11 protein-coding genes and 1 pseudogene are annotated in these 17,744 nt (G+C 69.2%); 3 read left to right on the forward strand and 9 right to left on the reverse strand.

Going from position 1 to position 17,744, the window contains the following annotated elements; genetic code table 11:
* Nucleotides 1–26: 26 nt before the first annotated feature.
* The 8 genes from BLU79_RS42695 to BLU79_RS42730 form a co-directional block, all read right to left on the reverse strand.
* Nucleotides 27–656, reverse strand: a complete 630-nt coding sequence (locus tag BLU79_RS42695; RefSeq protein ID WP_093911443.1) for a hypothetical protein — start codon at nucleotides 654–656, stop codon at nucleotides 27–29.
* The gene (locus BLU79_RS42700) at nucleotides 653–1,642 is read right to left on the reverse strand and encodes a nucleotidyltransferase family protein (RefSeq protein ID WP_093911444.1); all 990 of its coding nucleotides are present in this window, start codon (nucleotides 1,640–1,642) and stop codon (nucleotides 653–655) included. The genes BLU79_RS42695 and BLU79_RS42700 overlap by 4 nt, the downstream gene beginning before the upstream one ends.
* A complete protein-coding gene (locus BLU79_RS42705) occupies nucleotides 1,639–2,745 on the reverse strand; it encodes a nucleoid-associated protein (protein ID WP_177001404.1) in 1,107 nt (368 codons plus the stop codon). The genes BLU79_RS42700 and BLU79_RS42705 overlap by 4 nt, the downstream gene beginning before the upstream one ends.
* Before the next feature lie 345 nt (nucleotides 2,746–3,090).
* Entirely contained in the window at nucleotides 3,091–4,356 is a 1,266-nt protein-coding gene (locus tag BLU79_RS42710; RefSeq protein ID WP_218137836.1) for a DUF2399 domain-containing protein, read from the reverse strand.
* On the reverse strand, nucleotides 4,353–9,350 hold the full coding sequence (locus BLU79_RS48700) for an SbcC/MukB-like Walker B domain-containing protein (protein WP_093911494.1): 4,998 nt from the start codon (nucleotides 9,348–9,350) through the stop codon (nucleotides 4,353–4,355). The genes BLU79_RS42710 and BLU79_RS48700 overlap by 4 nt, the downstream gene beginning before the upstream one ends.
* The gene (locus BLU79_RS42720; RefSeq protein WP_218137837.1) at nucleotides 9,347–10,696 is read right to left on the reverse strand and encodes a DUF2398 family protein; all 1,350 of its coding nucleotides are present in this window, start codon (nucleotides 10,694–10,696) and stop codon (nucleotides 9,347–9,349) included. Before BLU79_RS42720 ends, BLU79_RS48700 begins: the two co-directional genes overlap by 4 nt.
* Nucleotides 10,693–12,255: a DUF2397 family protein gene (locus tag BLU79_RS42725; RefSeq protein ID WP_218137838.1), complete on the reverse strand. Its 1,563-nt coding sequence runs from the start codon at nucleotides 12,253–12,255 to the stop codon at nucleotides 10,693–10,695. Before BLU79_RS42725 ends, BLU79_RS42720 begins: the two co-directional genes overlap by 4 nt.
* A gap of 647 nt (nucleotides 12,256–12,902) precedes the next feature.
* Complete coding sequence (locus tag BLU79_RS42730) at nucleotides 12,903–13,112, reverse strand: DUF6207 family protein (protein WP_093911447.1); 210 nt, start codon at nucleotides 13,110–13,112, stop codon at nucleotides 12,903–12,905.
* 268 nt (nucleotides 13,113–13,380) lie between these two features.
* Between BLU79_RS42730 and BLU79_RS42735 the strand changes: the two are divergent.
* From BLU79_RS42735 to BLU79_RS42745, 3 genes and pseudogenes are all read left to right on the forward strand, one after another.
* Nucleotides 13,381–13,980: pseudogene (locus BLU79_RS42735) on the forward strand (transposase family protein); the annotation flags it as partial.
* A 151-nt stretch (nucleotides 13,981–14,131) separates the two neighbouring features.
* Nucleotides 14,132–16,366 (forward strand): telomere-associated protein Tap, encoded by a 2,235-nt coding sequence (locus BLU79_RS42740; RefSeq protein WP_093911448.1) that lies wholly within the window; start codon nucleotides 14,132–14,134, stop codon nucleotides 16,364–16,366.
* A 14-nt stretch (nucleotides 16,367–16,380) separates the two neighbouring features.
* Nucleotides 16,381–16,938: a telomere-protecting terminal protein Tpg gene (locus tag BLU79_RS42745; protein WP_093911449.1), complete on the forward strand. Its 558-nt coding sequence runs from the start codon at nucleotides 16,381–16,383 to the stop codon at nucleotides 16,936–16,938.
* Between the two features lie 105 nt (nucleotides 16,939–17,043).
* Here BLU79_RS42745 and BLU79_RS50180 read toward each other — a convergent pair whose 3' ends face one another.
* Complete coding sequence (locus tag BLU79_RS50180; RefSeq protein ID WP_371132058.1) at nucleotides 17,044–17,721, reverse strand: group II intron maturase-specific domain-containing protein; 678 nt, start codon at nucleotides 17,719–17,721, stop codon at nucleotides 17,044–17,046.
* Nucleotides 17,722–17,744 lie beyond the last annotated feature (23 nt).

Genomic DNA, 17,744 nt, shown 5'->3' on the forward strand with positions numbered 1-17,744 from the left:
GAAATCTCGGGGCGGCCGACGCGTGGTCAGGGCGTGTGCGGTGCGGGGGCCGGCTGCTGCGCCGGCACGGTCTGGGTGGCCGCGGGGGCGGTCTGTGCGGCCAGTTTGCGGTAGCCCGTGGCGGTGATGGCGTGCCAGGAAAGGTAGAAGCCGACGGCGGCCAGGACTCCCAGGATGGTTGCGGTGGCAAGGAGCAGGGGCCGGTGCTCGACGGGGTAGCGCCACAGGGCGAGATCGGTCGCCAGGGTGAGCAGGATGCTGTTGAGGGTCCAGCCGCGGCAGATCCTCAGGCGGGAGCGGGCGTAGTCGGCGCGGGCGGCTAACGCAGGGATCTCGGCCAGCTTGAGGCGGGCCTGGGCGTAGGCGGCGGAGGTCGGGAAGGACTGGGTTCGCAGGCGTCGGCGTGCCGGGGCGAGGACGGTGTCGGCGGCGCGGTCGATGAGGATGCCGAGGGCGTAGGCGAAGGCGAGGGCTGCGCCGGCGGCGAGGGGGGTGGCTGCTGCAGGGGCGAGCTGGCGGCTGTTGTCGGGGCCGGCGATGGCTGCGGCGAGGATGCCCAGGCCGGTGAGGAAGCCGATGCCGACGACGAGGACTTCGACGAACATGGCGGTGGCGGCCACGACAGCGGAGGGTTCGGGCTGCGGCGGTCGGGTCACAGGTGGACACTCCAGATCTCGGCCATGTCGCTGAGCATGGTGTCGGGCAGTTCGTCGTCCCAGACGCCTCGTAACAGCATCTTGGCGGTGGTGAGGCGCTCGAAGATGATCAGGCTTTCCGGCTGGCTGGCCAGTATGTAGCGGCCGTGGGTTAAGAAGAGCTCGCTCGTGGGGCCGTAGTCGCGGTACGCCTCTTCGAGCTGCTGACGGTACGCTTCGGCAAACTGGGCTAACTTGTTGGGATAGTCGGGCTCGTGCTCGACGGTGTCGATCAGGACGTCGACGATGTCTTCTGACAGGTCGCGCCGGTAATCGTGCGCGGTGAACGTGCGGTACAGGAACTCTGCTTCGGCCAGGAGTCGGTTCGTGCGGGTGAAGTCGGGGTGCTGCGCCAAGACGTCTACCCCCCGTTCGACCTCGAGGTCGTACAGTTCGACCAGGGCGATCAAACGGTACAGCGACCTACTGACATCGCGGGGTACGTCGGTGGTGCCTGTTTTGTAGAGCAGCCGGTGGGACATACGGGCCCACAAGTCGGTTGCTTCGGTGCGGATTTGGATCTCGCACTCGTAAGGCCGGCCGTCGCCGTCCCTGAGGTCGCACGCGGCAAGCACTTGGACGTGCAGGCGGGGGTACTGCAGCGTGTACTGGCCCTCGATGTCCTCCTGCTCTCGGTAGTCCTGGGGGCCTCCGACCAGTGTCAGGTTGTCCTTGACGACCTCGAGGGCCTTGTTGAGGAAGCCTTTGTGCTGGACGGTGATACGGACGCCTGCCTTGTCCGTGATCTCCGTCCAGGGGTCGGCGTATTTCTTGTGGTACGCCTTGGTGACGAAGCTGCCGGTCTCCTTGGCCCGTGAGGTCACCTCGCAGGTGATGTGGGCGCGCGCGGCCTTGCGTCGCAGAAGGGCCGCAGTGAGCTGTGCCGCCTTCCGGATGTTGGGGAGTTCCGCCTGGTACCGGTGGAAGGCGTCGTTGACCACGCTCACCCGGTGGAATCCGCCCTGGGCGCTTGGCCGTCTGTCTGCGGGGCGTCGGGTTTGCGGGCGCTGTAGTGGCTGCGCGTGGACGTGATCTTGCCCCTGACGGTGACCGTGGACGTGCCGTCGGGATGTTCGTCGATCTTGATGTCCTCACGCACCCGCCTGACGGGCGCGACAATGGAGATCCCGCTCGCGAAGCCGATCTGCAGTTCGCTGAGGCGCGGAGCCACCCGCTCGATGTCCTTGTCGAAGACGGTCGTTGGGACGTCCTTGCTGGCCAGGTAAGTGAGGAAGTTGTCCTGGTCATGGAGGTCGAGGTGATCAGCGGCGAAGGCGGTCGGATCCAGGGTCGCGGTGTTGGAGCGCAACTCGACCAGGACAGCCATCAGATAGTCGACGCTCTTCTCGGGATCGTCGACCCGCTTGTCGACCCAGTCCACTGCTGCCTCGTGAAACTCCTGGGTGAGGCGCTTGGGATCCTCTTTCTGCCGGCAACCGAGGAAGGCCTGCAGCCAGAACTGCGCCATCTTGCCGGCCAGTTGCTTGTCAGCCGCCCACCCCTCGATGGGCCCGTCCTCGGGGACGCCGTCGACACAGAACAGAGCAGCCTTGTAGATCTTGTTGTGCTCCGTCATCAGCAGGTCGGCGAAGTAGCTCATGTCGAAGGTGCGCTTGCCCTCGACGAGAACGTCCTCAGCCCGGAGCCCGCCCTCTTGCTCCAGTTTGACGATGAGCAGCGCCCGTTTGCCAGCCAGACGTGCGGCAGCCACGAGGAGGAGTCCGGCCGGGCTTCTCCCCTTTTGGCTCTCAAAGAGCAGTTCGGCAAGGTCGACGGAAACGTCCACCAGCTCCCGCTGCTGGGCGAGGTACTCGTAGATACGGTCCGGCACGGTCGACTTTTTCACTTCAAGCTCTTCTACGACCGGGCGTCCGTGCTTGGTGAGCACGCCACGGAAGTTGGCCTGGATCTTGCCTCGCACGTCCTCGCCGAGCTGGCACACCGCTTCGCTGAGCTTGAGCTGTGCTGGTACCGGGTCCGACCGCTTGCGCTGCGGGACCAGGTGAAAGATGGCCTCGTCTACGACAAGTTGAGCGAATTCGCCTGACATGACCCACCCCGTGAATCCTTGCGCAGAAGCCCAGTGGCTGAGCATCAACCGCATGTCCGCGCCGCGTCGGAGTCGACGGGCATGTGTGTTGTTCCTCGCGGCGTGAACGCCTGCCCGACACCAGGCTGCTGACCCTGTGTCAGGCTGATGCGGTCATCGTAACGGTGCGTGCACGACCCCGAGGGCGTTTGCCGGGCAGATATGCGACGAGTCATCAGATTGACTGAAAATAGATGAACCTTGTGCCAAATATACGCGTCCGCCTCGGTTGCCGTGAACCCGCGGATCTCCCGGCAGCACCGCGTGCCACAAGGGCCGGCACTCTCGGTCATCTGCGCACCGGAATCACTCCCCCGCTTGCCGTGGGGCGGGGTGCAAGGCTCCCGGTTCTGAGGAAGCCGGGTCAAGGAGGCGCGTGAGTACGGCGTCGTGTTCCTGGTAGAGGACGCGCCCAGTCGCCTGCAGTTGTGCGGCCAGCGCGGGATCGCAGCTGTTCGGCAGGGGGCCGAGGGGGGCGGCGGACGGCAGGTCACCTGCCGCGCGCACGAGGGCAGCGTCCATGGCGACGAGTTGTGCACCGTAGGTCTGCTGCACGGTGGCGGCGATGTGCAGACCCGCAGCATCCAGGTCTCCTGCGTAGTACAGGGGAACGCCCTGGTCGACTGCGAGTTGGAGTAGGACATGGTCGACGGCACGGAGCTGGCCGCTGGTGCAGGCCATGGGCTGGGTGCTGGCGCTTTCCATCGCGGCCTCGAGGACGGAGGGGTTCTCGACGACGGTCAGCGGGTGCGGTGCCAGCCGCGGTGGGGTGCGGGTGAGGTCGAGGAGGTTGAGGGCGACGGGGGTGATGGCCTCATTGAGGCGGCGGTCGATGGGGCCGTGGCCGAGGGCGCGGACCTGGTGAAGCAGGACGGTGGCGGAGAGCCGGTCGGCGATGATGCCGTGCTCGGCGAGCAGGGCGCGTATGTGGTCGGGGCGGGTGGGTTCCGGACGGTCGGCGAGCTCGGCGAGGGCGGTGATGAGGCGTTGTCCGGGTCCGGTGGCGGGATCGAAGTAGTGCGGGTCGCCTGCGTGGTCGTGGGCGAGTTTGGCAAGGGTGCGGGGTGGTGTGTGCGGGAGGTGGCGGGTGATGGAGGCCAAGGCGTCGATGAGGCGACGCATCCCGGGAGCGGTTTCTTCGTCGGTTCCTGAGGTGAGCCTGGCCCGTAGTCCGGGCAGGTGCGGCAGCTGCTTCTCGGCGTGGCGGACCAGTTCCTGGCGCAGTTCGGCAGCGGCGAGGCGGCCGTGCCTGCGGTTGACGACTGCGCGGCCCACGGCGTCCTCGACCAAAGCCTGCAGGGTGTCTGTGGTGAGGCCGAGGGCGTCCAGGAGGGGGTGCAGCGGCACTGTGACGCCGCGGTCGGTGTGAGGGACGCGGGTGCGGCCGCGTCGGCGCTGGGCGGATGTGTCGAGCCATGACTTCAGGGCGGCCACCGCGCCGGGCGTGAGGCCGGGCACGGTGACGGTGGCGATGTCGGCGGGGGCGCTGCCGGCGCTGAGGCGGTCGTGGATGGCCTGCCACAGCGGGGTGAGTTCCGGGTCGGCGGCGAGGATGGTGTGGTCGGCGGTCATGGGGTGTCCTGGGGCTGCGGGGCGGGCACTTCGAGGGTGAGGGGCTGGGGTTCGCCGTGGCCGTGCCACAACCAGGGGACGGTGATCCGGCGTCGGCCGGCGGTGACGACTTCGTGGACCATGGCGCGCTGGGTCTCTCGTTTGATCAGGGGGGTCATGGACGGGGCGGTGGCGAGGACGTCGAAGTCCCAGGAGCGCAGCAGGGCCAGGATCTTGCGTAGGTTGCGTTCGTCGAAGGCTGCGTCGATCTCGTCGATGGACAGCAGTCGCGGGCCGGCGTAGTCGCGGGCGGAGTACATCGACCAGGCGGCCGCCAGCAAGGGCAGCATGGTGGCCAGGCGCCTCTCGCCGGTGGAAAGAGCTTCCAGCGGGTTGGAACGGGCGGTGATTTCGCGGAACTTCTCCTTGCCCGCGGCCTCGAAGGAGGCGTGGGTAACGGAGATGGTCCAGTCGTACCAGCTGCGGTAGTCGAAGGTGTGGGCGACGCGTTCTGCCCAGGGTTCGCCGGCCTTTTCGTCCATGCGCTGGCGCAGCGCGTCATACATCTGCTCGAAGGTGTCGTCAGAGGGCGGCTTGCCGATGAGTTCCACCATGCGCTGCGCCTCGGGGTTGTCACGGACGTCCCATTCGACCTGGACGCCGACGTGGGCCACGCCCGTTCGGACGTCCTTGAGGGTGTCGTGGATCCGTGCGACCAGCTCGACTGCTGCTTGCCGGCGTAGCTGGATGTCGCGCTGGAGGCGGGTGAACAGGCTTGTCTTGAGGACCTGCTTGATGTCGACGCGCAGGTCGTCCTCGAGCTGAGCGGCGGTGGCTTTGAGGTCCTGGACGGTGGTGGGGACGTCTTGGCCTCGCACCACGGCGGGATCGGCGACGAGCGCACGCCGCCAGGGGGTGTCTTCGATGCTCTCCAGTGTGACCTGCCGGTCGAAGCCGGCCAGGCCGGTGCTGGCCTTGCGGGCCGCGGTTTCCAGCAGGGCCAGGTCGCGGTCGCGCTGCCGTTCCAGGGCGGTGCGCCGGTCGGTGCCGCCGGGGGCGTCGGTGAGCAGGCGCCTGGCCCAGGCCAGGCCTGCGGTGAGGTTGGCGGGGCGGCCGGCGGTGGTGGGCAGGTCGTCGGGGACGTCGGCGAGGCGCTCATCGACCAGGCGGCCGAGCCGGGCCATGCAGATGTCGCGGTTCTTCTCGGCGGTCTCCCGCTGCGGGGCGATCCACATCAGCGTGGCCTGGGCGGCGCTGGCTTGCTTGTCGGCTTCCTGCTGGCGGCTGCGGCATTGTTCGGCGCGGGCCTCGGCCTGCTTCAGCCTTTCGTCCGTGGCGTCCCGGCGGGTCAGGAGCTCTCGGTATTCGGCGCCGTGCAGGGCGCGCATTTCGGCGACCGTCGCGGCTTCCTCCTCGGCACGTCGCTGGGACCGGGCGGCTTCCTGCTCGGCCCGGGTGTGGCGTGTGCGGCGCTCGGTGCCTTCCTGGTGGTCACTGTCTGCCCGTGCGAGGAGGTCGGTGACGCGCTGGGCGGCCGGGGCCCAGGCTTGGATGTGGCCGACGAGTTGGACGGCGGTTTCGCGGCGGGCGTCGAGGTAGTCCGGTTCGGTGCGGAGCATGTCGCCTGCGGGCAGGGCTGCTGCGCGGTTGAGCGCGCGCAGTGCCTCGCTGACGGCTTTGGAGGCGTCTTCGTGGCGGCTGGTGGTCTTGAGGGCTTCGGCGCGTGCTCGGTTCAGGTGCTGCTCGGCTGCGTCTTCGGCCGTGTGGGCTGTCTCGGCGGCTTCGATCGCCTGGTAGGGGAAGGCTTCGTGTTCGGTGTCGGCGGCTTGCTGGGCAGCAGCGGCGCGGGCGCGGGCGTCTTCGCTGGCTTGGGCGGCGGCCGCCTGCTCGGCCGCGGTCTCTGTGGCGGCTTGGGCCGCTCCGGCGGCGCGAGTCTCGCTGGCGCGGGCGTGTTCGTGGGTGAGGGCAGCGGTGGAGACGGTCGCGGTGCGGGTGGCCGCGGCTGCCGCGAGTTCGGCCAGGATGCGCTCCAGAGCCCGGTCGGCGTCGGCCAGCGCCGTGGCGGTGCTGTGTTTGAGGGCGTCGGCGGCCGCGCGCCGGTCGGCGGCCTGGCGCCGCGCGTCGTCGACGCAGGCGGCGGGCGGGAGGCTGTCGCGTTCGGCGGCGGCCTCGGTGATGTCCTGGCGGCGACGCGATAGGCGTCCTTCCGCCTGCGTGAGGGTGCTGTGGGCAACGGCCAGGTCGTCTTCGAGGCGCCTGACGCGCTGTTGGCGTGCCCTCTCCCGTGTGGTGCGGCCGATGAAGGCGGCCCGGTATCCGGCGGGAGCGCTGGCGGTAAGGACGCCGTGGGCCAGCCGGCCGGTTGCCGGGTTGCTGCCGGGGGCGTCGAGCGGGATGGCTGAAAGGATCTCGCGGACCCGTGCGGTGTCGATGGCCGGGGTGTCTTCGACGACCAGCAGGTCGGCCAGCGTGCGCCCCTGGGCAGCGGGCATCGTGGGAGTAAGGGTGAGATCGCCGTCGCATACCCGGCCGTCAGGGGTGACGAGGGCGTCCAGGAGGCCGGCCACGAGGAGGGCCCCCTCCAGGCGGTCGGCGTCTGCGGCACCCAGGCCGGGAGCGAAGTCGACGAGTGCCCACAACGGGACGCTGTCGCTGTCCGTGCGGGTGCGCCAGGCCGGAGGCGACGGGATCGGTGCGGACTGCTGGGCCTGGTGCAGCTGTTCGGTGAGGGCGCTGACGGTTTCGGTGACGGCCTGGGCCTGCCGGGCCGCTTGTTCGGCCTGGTGTTGGAGCCGCGGTGTGGCCTGGGCGTGTGCACGCACCGCCAGCAGGGTGAGGTCGGCGGGCCGCAGGGCGTGCAGGTCGGCTGCCAGTGCCGTGGGATGGGGCAGGGGGAGATCGTCGGCGGATAGGTGGGTGAGGCCGTCGCGCCAGGCGTGTACCTGGCCCAGCCAGTCGCGGACCGACTGAAGGGCGGCCGCATCGGCTCCGGCGTGGGCCTGTTCGGCAGCGTCGAGCGCAGTCTGGGCGTCCCGGCGGGTCTGCTGGTTGGCTCGGTGGGCCTGGGCGCGGCGGTTCTCGTCGGCTTCGGCCTCTGCGTGGGCCTGTTCCAGGGCGGCTTCGTGTGCAGCACCGGCTTCGTCGGCGGCTTCCCGAGCGGCGGCATGGTCGATGCGGGCCTGGTCTGCGATGCGGGCTGCGGCTTGGGCAAGAGCGCCGTCGGCAGCTGCCTTCTGTTGGTGCCCGGGGAGATCGATGCGGGCGCGGGCCGCAGCGGCTGCGGACGCAAGCCAGGCGGTGAGCTGGCTGGTGTCGGTGCGCTCTTCCATGTCGCCCGGTTCGGTCAGCTGCGGCGGCAGCGGACCGAGCAGCGGCGCGGCTTCCTGCCACTCCTGGAGGCGGGCACAAAGCTCCTCCTCAGCGCGTCGGCGGTCACGGGTGGCCTGGCCGGCCGCCTCCCGGCGAGTATGTTCCGCATCCTCAGCGGCATGCTGTTCGTCCGCGGCGGTGCGCTGGTTGCCCTGAAGGTGCTCGTAACTGCGCAGAGCCCTGTCGACGGCCTGGATCTGGCGCTGGTGGTCTTCCGCCCAGGCCAGCGGGTGACTGCACAGCCATGCTGTGTCCAGCACGGCGTCGGCGCCCGTGCGTGCCGCGGCCAGAGCTGCCGATGCTGTCATGAGGTGTTCGCAGGCGGCCTGGGCCCCCAGAGCGGAAGCAGTGGTGCGCAGGTCACCGGAGATCCGGGTGAGCTGGGTCTGAGCGGCCTGGGCATCGGTTCGGCTGCTTGCGGCCTTGCGGTCAGCCTCGTCGGCGTCGGTACTGGCTGTCTGCGCACGCTCGGCGGCGGCTTCGGCCTGGGCGGCGAGGTCGCGAGCACGTTCCTCGTGGTGCGGCAGTTCGGCGCCGGCATGTTCGCTCAGCAGCGCCTCGTCCGCGGACAGGTGCCCCCGGGTGCGGGAGATGTCGCTCTGTACGTGGTCAAACTCCTGGGCCGCCTCCTTCGATGCCTGCTGGGCGGCATCCAGCTGGTCGGTGGCCTTCTTGAGGTCGCGGGCATGGTCGTCGAACTCGGTGTTGGCTGCCGTCAGGGCGGCGGCTTCTACCTGGGCCACAGTGCGCAGGTAGCGGCGGTAGCTGCGGTCGGTGCCATCCAGGAGCTTGGCTTCCTGGCGGGTGCGCTCCAGTTTGTCTTCGAGTTCGGAAATGCGCTCCATCGCCTCGGCGACCTGGGTGAGGTTGTCGGTGTCGAGGGCGGGCAGGGCATCGGTGAGGACCTGCCGCATCCGGGTGGGTGAAATGGCTTCAGCTGTACGCACACTGCGCAGGGAACGCAGCACAGCGAGAAGGGCCTCGAACTGGACCTCGTTGAGCGGGGCGAACAGCCGGGTGCGCACGTTGTGGCGGTAGGAGCGCTCGTCTTGAGGAGTGAGCTTGGTCAGTGAGCCTCGTAGGGCTTTGGAGTTGGTGAACATCTCGCCCTGGCAGGCGGCCAGTTGACCGGCGAGCGCGTCCAGGCCGACGGGCTCACGGTCCTGTTCCAGTATCAGGTCGGTGCCTACCCGGCCGGGGGCAAGGAAGAAGGCGCGGTGCATGTCGCCTGCGGTGGCCCGCAGCCATAGGCCGGTGGTCATGTACTGGGTGGTGCCATCGGCCTGATCGTGCAGGCCGTACTCGAGCCACCAGATGCCGGTGCGGTCTTCCCGGTCGTTGAAGTCGGTGTGGCGGCTGGTGAGGGTGCCCGCAGCCTTACCGGACACCGACAGGGCGGTCTGGGAGGTGTCGGCGTCGAGCAGGACGGTGACCAGCATGGAGGCAGTCAGGGACTTGCCGGATCCGTTGGGTCCGACCAGGGCGAGCCAGCCGTCGGAGAAGTACAGCTGTTCGCTAGCCCACGCCCAGGAGTTGACGATGCCGGCGCGCGTGGGCTGCCAGCGACCTTCGGCGGTGGGGGTACCGACGACCGGAGCGTCGGCGTTCGTCAGGCTCAGGTGCAGGGCGGGGTGCTCGGTGGTCATCCGTCGACTCCTTGCTGAGCCTGGTGAGCAGCATCGGGTGTGGAGGTGGCGTCCGCTGTGGCGGGCGTGAACAGAGGTATCGCGGGGTCGGTGGGCGCGGTGCCGGCCGGGGAGGGTGGCGGGGCGGGCTGGCGGACGCGGACTCGCCACAGGTGCACCCCGGGCGTGGGCAGCCAGGTATCGGGGTGGTCGGGTCCGGAGGCAAGCAGGCCGGCGCTGGTCAGTTCGGCGGCCGCGGCGTGGGCCAGGGCGGGCAGGCGTTCGTAGGAGGCGGCCCAGCGAGGCTGGCGGGCTCGTACCTGCGTGAACAGTTCCGTGATGTCGGTCAGGGTCAGCGGTGCGGTGGGATCGTCGCGGCCGGGAAGGGTGGCCAGAAGGGCCAGGGCTGCCTGGCGTTCCATGCGGCGGCCGTTGGGAAAGTCGATGCCGCTGGACTGACCGCTGGGGTCGGTGACCTGCCACCAGTCGCGGCGCACGGTTGCGGTGAGCCCGAGGGCGGCGACGGCGTTGAGGGCGCGTTCGCGTCCGGTCAGCGTGTGCAGGTACGGGGTGGTGTCGGTGTCGTCGTCGCGAGGGTCCGTGGCAGGGTCATCGACCAAGCGGCGGATGGCGTTCAGGCGCCGTTGCTCCAGCGTGGGGGCATCCCCTGCCGTGTGGGCGGTGTGGTCCAGGAGCGATTCGGCGGACAGGGCCGCGGCATGCTGGTGGGGTGCCAGGCCGTCGAGTTGCAGCAGGGTGGGTGACAGTGAGGAGAATTTGGTGGCGAGGCGGTCTCGGGAGGCCGTGACGACGAGGTCGCCGTCCTCCTCGGCCAGGACACGGTCAAGGTCAGCGTCGACGGTGACAGTGCCTTCGGCGACGAGGATCTTCAATGCCTCGCCCAGGCTCTGGCGGTTGTGACGCGCCTGCTGCTTGCTGACGTCATCGCCGACAACGACCGGGAAGTAAGGCAGTCGCCCGTCGGTGGTGTCGGCCGCGCAGACCTGCGCGATGGCCTGCATGAGCTCGCGCACACTCATGCGCGGGCGGCGCCACAGCTGTTCGCAGGCCAGGCAGATGAGGATCATCACCAAGGTGCCGGCCAGCGGCTGCTTCTCCCGTACCAGCCTCGGGCCTCGGTCGGCCGGCACGTCCTGGCGGCGTTTGTGCAGCCGGATCAGACCGGCGACCTCATGGACCTCCAAGGTCCAACCCAGTTCCGTGCGGAAGAACTCGGCCAGCGCCGGGTGGCCCTGCAGAGCCACCCGGTAGTGCTCAGGCTCATCTTCGATGGTGAGCCGGCCAACCCGAGCAAGCAGGCGGGCGCTCGCGCGCAGGTCGGCGTCGAGCAGCAGAGTGTCGCTCATGCCACGCTCCACTTCTGCCCGGCCGCCCCGGACTCGGCTGGGCGGTGCACAGAGGATGAGTGGCCCTGAGGGGTGACCGACAGCCGCAGGTCGGGCCCGGACAGGTGTCCTTCGGCCAGTTCGACAGTGACGGTGACGTGGGGCCGGCCGGGGCTGACGGTGACTTCCAGGCCGGCCTGGTCGACGGCGGCCCGGCCCATCCCGTCCCGCTGGTCGTACTGGCTGAGCGCGATTTCGACGGCGTTGAGCAGGATCAGCGCCGCCTCAAACGGCAGTTGGCCAAGGTAGTCGAGACCGACCTCCCCGTCGGTGGTCAGCAGCTCGGCCAGATAGCGGCGGCGCTGTCCAAGTGCCTGTGCCTTGGCGTGGGCCGCGGCCCGGTCGGCGGTCGTGTCGGGAACCTTGCGGGGCCGTCCGGTGGTCCGCCCGTGCCGCTCGTGTTCCCGCAGCGTCACCTCGACCTGGTGACGGCCAGTGCCGGACTGGGCGGGAGTGCCATGAGCGACGTCCTCCTCGCCGGCACCGATGACCGCGTGCCAGGCGGACCAGTCCCCGAAGGCAGCCGCGTAGACGCGGCGGGCTTCAGAGTCGTCCGGCTGACGGTACAAGCTGTAGGCAAGGGCCCTGAAGTCGACGCCCAGGTCGCTGCCGCGCCGGCGGGCCATGTAGCGGCGGTCGATGGCGACGAGGAGTGTGTGCACGGCGCCGCTGGCCGAGTCGATCAGCCGGTGCACGGTGCCGTCCGGTTCGAACCATGCCTCCAGGTCCTTCAGGCGGCGGATGCGCTCGTCGATCCAGTGCTGCTGGTCGGCGGCGTCCAGGAGGCCCGCATGCTCGACGGCTGCTTCCACCGTGCGGGCGAATCCGGCCGCGCGCAGCTCGGCGAGTGCCCTTTCGACGCGTGGCAGCCCGCGCCCGTATTCGCGGGGGAACTGGCGCAGGGCCTCCACCACCCGGTCGCGGTTCTCGCCGAACACGTCGTTGTCCGTAACATCGGACTGCACCATCTTTGCCAGTGCCGCGTAGAAGTCCGCCGTGACCCGCTGCAGTTCGTCGATGCGGGTGCGCACGTTCTCCAGGTCGCCCGGAAGCCGGCCGTGGTCTTCCTTCAGGTGTCCGAGGATCTCCCGCAGGGTGTCGTGCACTCCATCCAGTAACCGGCTGGGCAGTTGCAGGGCGCGCACGACGTCGACGACGGCGGTGCGCACGGCGGCCACAACGCCGCGTCCGCGCTGGGTGAGTGCCCACGCCTCCTCGCGCGCCGCCAGGCCTTGCAGGCTGCGCAGCGGAGCCGCGTAGTCGTGAAACGGCTCGGCGAACTGCCACTCCTGCAGCCGGTCCAGCAATGTGCGTAGTTCAGCTTCCGGCAGCGGGTCGTGGTAGCCAACCGCCTTCAGCTGCGCGGTGATGTCCGACAGCGTCGCCATCGGCCCCCGTGTGGACAATTCCTCCAGAGCAGCAAGCAGCGCCAGGTAGCGCTCCTTCACCAGTCCCTCGGGCATCCCGAACACGTGCCAGTCCCCCGGCACGACCTCCTGCCACCACATCCGCGAACGCAAGACCATCTCCCCCCTGCAGACCGACGCCTCTACGTTTCTTCGCTTCCTGGACCCGCTTTGAAAGCTAGACGCCGCCACTGACAACACCTGCGGCGATCTCAGGAATTCTTGGATTTCGACTACTGTCCAATGACTCGAATCCACGCCCCTGGCAGTGCGGTCGAGTATCTGATGCAAGCCTGAGACTGACGCCTCCGACTCGTTTGCCCACCTGGCTGAACGAGTGGCCGGGACTACCCTTGACCTGCCACTACATGCATTCCAGACGGACGATCGATAGTCAGAGAGCCGGAATCACAGGCTTCGGGAAACAGCATCAGCCGTCACGCCGACACCAGTCGAATCAAGTCATAGTTTCTGCAGAGAAGCGGCTACTCACACCAGAAGAAATCGAACACGCATTCCACACGGAAAGCTTCGAGTGCGTGTTCGGATTTCGGCCTTGATCACGCCTGCAGCTCGGCAAAAACAACCGGTCGTTGAAATAGCAGGTTTTACACGAGAGCCTGCCGGCAAGACCTGATGCGCCAACAGGCAGCAGGGGTACCCCCGCCATCCGCAGCTCATCATCAGGCTTGAGGCCACGGGCCTTGCTCCTTGTCCACGCATCCCGGGAGGCCAACCCTGCGCTGATCGGGCTGGAGCGGCTACGAGTCGATCGCTTGGCGTAGATCTACATAACAGCGCAGCCGGACTCCGGGCTGCCCTACATCCTGGGTCGTCTTTTCTGCTGTTGCGGTTGCCCATCGTTCGGCGAGCACCCGCTGGAAGGCCTTGGCAGTCGCGTCGTCTGCAGCCGCGACATCGACGACGATCAGACCGGGCTCACTCACGTGTATCTCGTTGATCGGATCCATACACCGCCCCACGCCTGCAAAAGCTGCCGCGGTTCTGCTGACCCAGCGCCATCACCCGGCCGAGTGAGTCATAGCCCGGTGGCGGGCGGAACGGGAGGCCCGGACCTGACTCCTGGCAGACGGCTGTTTGAGGGCCTGTCGCAGACCGGGGCAGGACCGGGCCCCCTGTGCGACTTTCGGCCCGTGCGAGTGAGTCGATGGCATATCCCTGGCACGTCGGAGATCGGGCTCGTTTCGAAGATCACTGGTGGCGCTACCGCCGTCGGCCCGTCTGTCCGCCGGCCGCCAGGCGCTGCTGATGCTGGCGCACCTACGCCTTGGGCACACCTACACGCAGCTCGCAGCCGGGTTCGAGGTGGGCGTGAGCACGGCGTACCGCTACATCACGGAAGCCATCGATCTGCTCGCGGTGCAGGCGTCCAACCTCGCCACGGCGGTGACGGCCGCCTCGGCAAAGGCGTTCGCGATCCTGGACGGGACGCTGCTGCCGATCGACCGGATGGCCGCCAACCGGCCCCTCTGCTCCGGCAAACACAAGAAGCACGGCATGAACGTGCAGGTCATGGCGGATCCATACGGGAAGCTGCTGTGGGCCTCACACCGAGGAGGGCCTGGCCTGCTGGGCGGACAAGGGGCTACCAGGGCGCGGGCGGGCACTGTGCGGGTCCCCTTCCGCGGCCGGCGGGACCGGCTCTCGGCAGGTCAACGCGCGGTCAACACCGCGCACGCACGCATCCGGGCCCTCGCCGAGCAGGCCATGGCGGCCTTGAAGACCTGGCGCCTGCTGAGGAAACTCCGCTGCAGCACCACCCTGATCACCAGCCACGTCCAAGCCGTCCTCACCCTCCACCTGACCTGCGCAAACTGAGGTTGGCAAAGGCTCAATTCCTCGATCCGAAGCGGGCGACGACCTCCGATCGAGTGCCCTATCACGCGCGTACGCTGTGCGTACGCCTAATGTACGCCATGCATACGCGATGTGTACGGTTCATGGGATAGAGTGAGGGCGGAGGTGTTCCATGTCCGAGCTGTTCGACGCGGTCGACGCGCTGGTTGCGTCCCGGTCGCCGCTTCCGCCGCCGACGGAGCGCAAGCGCCTGCGCCAGGCCCATGCCCTCACCCTGGACGAGGTGGCCGCCGCCCTGGATGTGCGGCGGGCCACGGTCAGCGGCTGGGAGGCGGGCCGGAGCGAGCCGCGGCCGCCGGAGCGGGAGGCGTACGCCCGCATGCTGAAGCAGCTCGCGCAGCTCTACCCCGCCACCGAAAGCACCGCCGAGCCGCAGCAGGACGCCCCGGCGCCGGCGACGTCCACCGGCACGCCGTCCACGGGGCCTGCGGGGGAGGCACTCGGCGTTGCGGCCGTGACCGCGTCCCGCACCGCCCCGTCCCCTTCCTCCGCCGCTGCTCACACACCGGCCGACGCATCGCCTCCGGCGCGGGCCGTACGGCCGTCACCCGTGTCGCGCCGTCCGGGCGCGGAGAAGGCCGCCCCCGCCCACACGCCCACGCCCGGCGGGTCGTACGCGCACGGTCCGCTGCTCGTCCTCGACGCCAACGCCGAGCGCAACGTCACCGGTTACGGCATCGGCGGCCTGATCCTGGACGTACCCGCCAAGTCGCTGCCCGCCCTGGTGGAGTGGGCACTCACCGAGGCACAGCTGGGGGCCGAGAAGCTGCACGGCTCGGGCAAGGACGGCGACCCGCTGCTAGTGCTCACCAAAACGGCATGCGAGCGCTACGGCCTGCCCGGAGTACTGTCCGAGGCCGAGCGGCTCCCCGGGCGGCTCCCGGAGGGACACAAGGTCATCAAGCAGCTCCAGCGCGCCGACTGGCAGCTCACCAAGCGAGGACTGGGGCCCTGGGCACGGATCTACCGCCCCGCCCAGGGCAGCCGTCGGCAGTGCGTACAGCTGTGCATCCCTTCCTGGCACGCCCTCGACGACCGCGCCTGGGGCCACGCAGCCCAGCTGGATCCGGCCGAACTCGCCCGGGTGCTGGGCGTGTACGCGGCCCGGGTGATGACACCGGTCGGCTCCACCGCCGTCACGGGGCTGCAGCTGATGACTGCGCTCAACCCACCGACCCGCGCGAGCGAGCCGGACGCCACCGGCAGACGGCACCGCGAGCACCGGCCCGGGTCACTGGGAACGGAGCCGATGGACCCGGCGCCGTGCGAGGCGACCGACGGGCACCCGGTCCTGGCCCACCTGCCCCGCTTCCACGTACGCGGCCCCGGCGAGAGGCTGTTCGAGGAGGCCTACGACTGGGCACGGGATATGACGGATGCCGAATGCATGCAGCGCTACCTGGTCGGCATCGACGTGAACCTGGCGTTCGGCGCGGCCGCCAACGGCGCGGTCATCGGCCTGGCGTCGCCACCCGTGCATGCCACCAACCCGGTCTTCGACCCAGCGGTGCCCGGCTCCTGGCTCGTCGACCTCTCCCACGTCGACCTGTCCCGGGTGAAGATCGGCAAGCAGTGGCACGACCTCGACGGCCACCTGCTGCCCAGCCCGTTCACCCCGACCGGCGAACGCCCCGAGGGCCTGGCCTGGTACGCCACCCCCACGGTCGCGTACGCCGTCGAGCTCGGTTACGACGTCGCCCCCGTCGAGGCATGGGTGCGCCGCGAGAGCGGCCGGTTCCTGGACAGCTGGTACAAGCGGCTCCGCAACGCCTACGTCGACACCATGGCGGACCTCGGTGTGGGCGAGAAGCTGTCCCCGCAGGAGTTCCTGAAGGCGATGGACGGCTACAAGCAGCGTGATCCGGAACTGGGAATCGTCGTGGACGCCGTCAAGATGACCGTCAAGGGCGGCATCGGCAAGCTGCAGGAAAAGGCGCGCGGCGGCGGCTGGAAGCCCGGGCAGGCCTGGCCCGCCCTCGCCCGGCCGAACTGGCGCCCGGACATCCGGGCAGCCGTCATCTCCCGGGCCCGCACCAACATGCACCGCAAGATGCTCAACCTGGCGGCGGCCACCGGACAGTATCCGGTCGCGGTCCTGTCGGACTGCGCCGTGTACACCGCCAACGGGCCCAGCCCGCTGGATGTCCTGCCCTACGGGGACGACGGCAAGACCGTGCCGGGCTCGTTCCGGCTGGGGGTGTCGCCCGGGATGGTCAAGCACGAGGGCACCCAGAGCGTGCTGTGGGGTGCCGACGTGCTTGAGCGGCTCGGCGCCGACGGCAAGGTCGCCAATCTCGCCCGCTACATCAAGACCGGCGAGGTCACCGCCAAGGACACCGGAGAGTAGGAGAGCAGGCGGCGATGGTCACGGTCGCGGAAGAACTCGACAAGGCGGTGCAGGGGGCGTTCACGCGTCCTGTCCCCAAGTCGGCCGGGGCGCAGATGCGCTACCTCGTCAAGCAGCACGGCGGCAGGACGAAGCCTGTCGCCGAGCTGCTCGGCGTCAGCCAGCGCACCGTCGAGCGGTACGTGAACAACCAAATCAAAACCCCCCGGCCGCAGCTCGCCGACCGCCTCGAACGCGAGGTCCGCGCCCGCTGGCAGCCGCAGATCAGGGCCAGGGCGAAGCAGGCCGCGGCCACCACAAGCGGCATCATGATCGATGTCCAGGCCCGGTTCGGCTACACCGCCGCCCCCGGCACCACCGACCAGGCCCGCGTGCGGCACCTCACCCTCGCCCTGCCGCCCCGTCACGCCGCCCGTCTCCTCGAAGCGCAGGAGGCCGGTGTCGACGAAGACCGGCTCCGCGAGATCGCCGCCGAAGCCCTGGGCGAGGTGTACTTCCGCGACAACGGCCGCCGCGCCCACGGCCTCGAAGTGGAGCTCACCGACCTCCTCGACCTTGAGTTCGAGCTGTAAGCGGTCGTGTCCCACCGCGTGGGTGTAGCGCCGCGACGCATCGGCTCCTTAGTAGGGTCGGGGACTGGCGCGGTGGCTTCCGCTCCGTTTCCAGCCCCCGCCGCTTCAAACCGTGCATGCAGTTCTCCCGCACACGGCTTTCCGACATCGTTCACCGACTGGCATGCGCCGTCGCCCAGCGTACGTTTCCAGTGAGGCGGTAGACCCCGAGCCGGGTGGTCCACTCGTAGGTAAACCGGGTGGTCCAGTTCCGGCCTCGGAGTCTGTGTTTCCGGCTGGCGAAGATGGCCAGCCGTTCGTGGACGTAGCCGGCGACCGCGTTGATTCGGAGTTCCCGTTGCGGAAGTACGCTGCCCAGCCCCGCAGCACGGGGTTGAGATCGGCGACCGCGGCGGACACGGGCCGTTCGGTCTTCGAGCGGGCGGTGGCCGCGCGGACCTTGTCCCGCAGCACGCGCATCGCTCTGGTCGAGGGCCAACGACGCAGGTAGAACCTGCCTCGCCATTTCCACGATTCGACCTTCCGGTGGTGGAAGCCGAGGAAATCGAAGCCCTGCTCACCCCGAGTGAGGCAGGTGATGCCGGATTTCTCGGGGTGCAGTCGCATCCCGAGCTGTTCCAGTACCCTCGCCGCCAACTGCCGGGCCTGCTCGGCCCGTTGTCTGGTCGGCGACAGGACCACGAAGTCATTGCAGTACCTCACCAGCACTCCCAGCCGGCGACCCTCGTCCTGCCACGCCTTGTCGAGGACATGCAGGGCGACGTTGGCCAGCAGCGGGGAGATCGGTGAGCCCTGCGCCCTGCTGT

This window comes from Streptomyces sp. cf386 (assembly GCF_900103585.1).
Classification (GTDB): domain Bacteria; phylum Actinomycetota; class Actinomycetes; order Streptomycetales; family Streptomycetaceae; genus Streptomyces.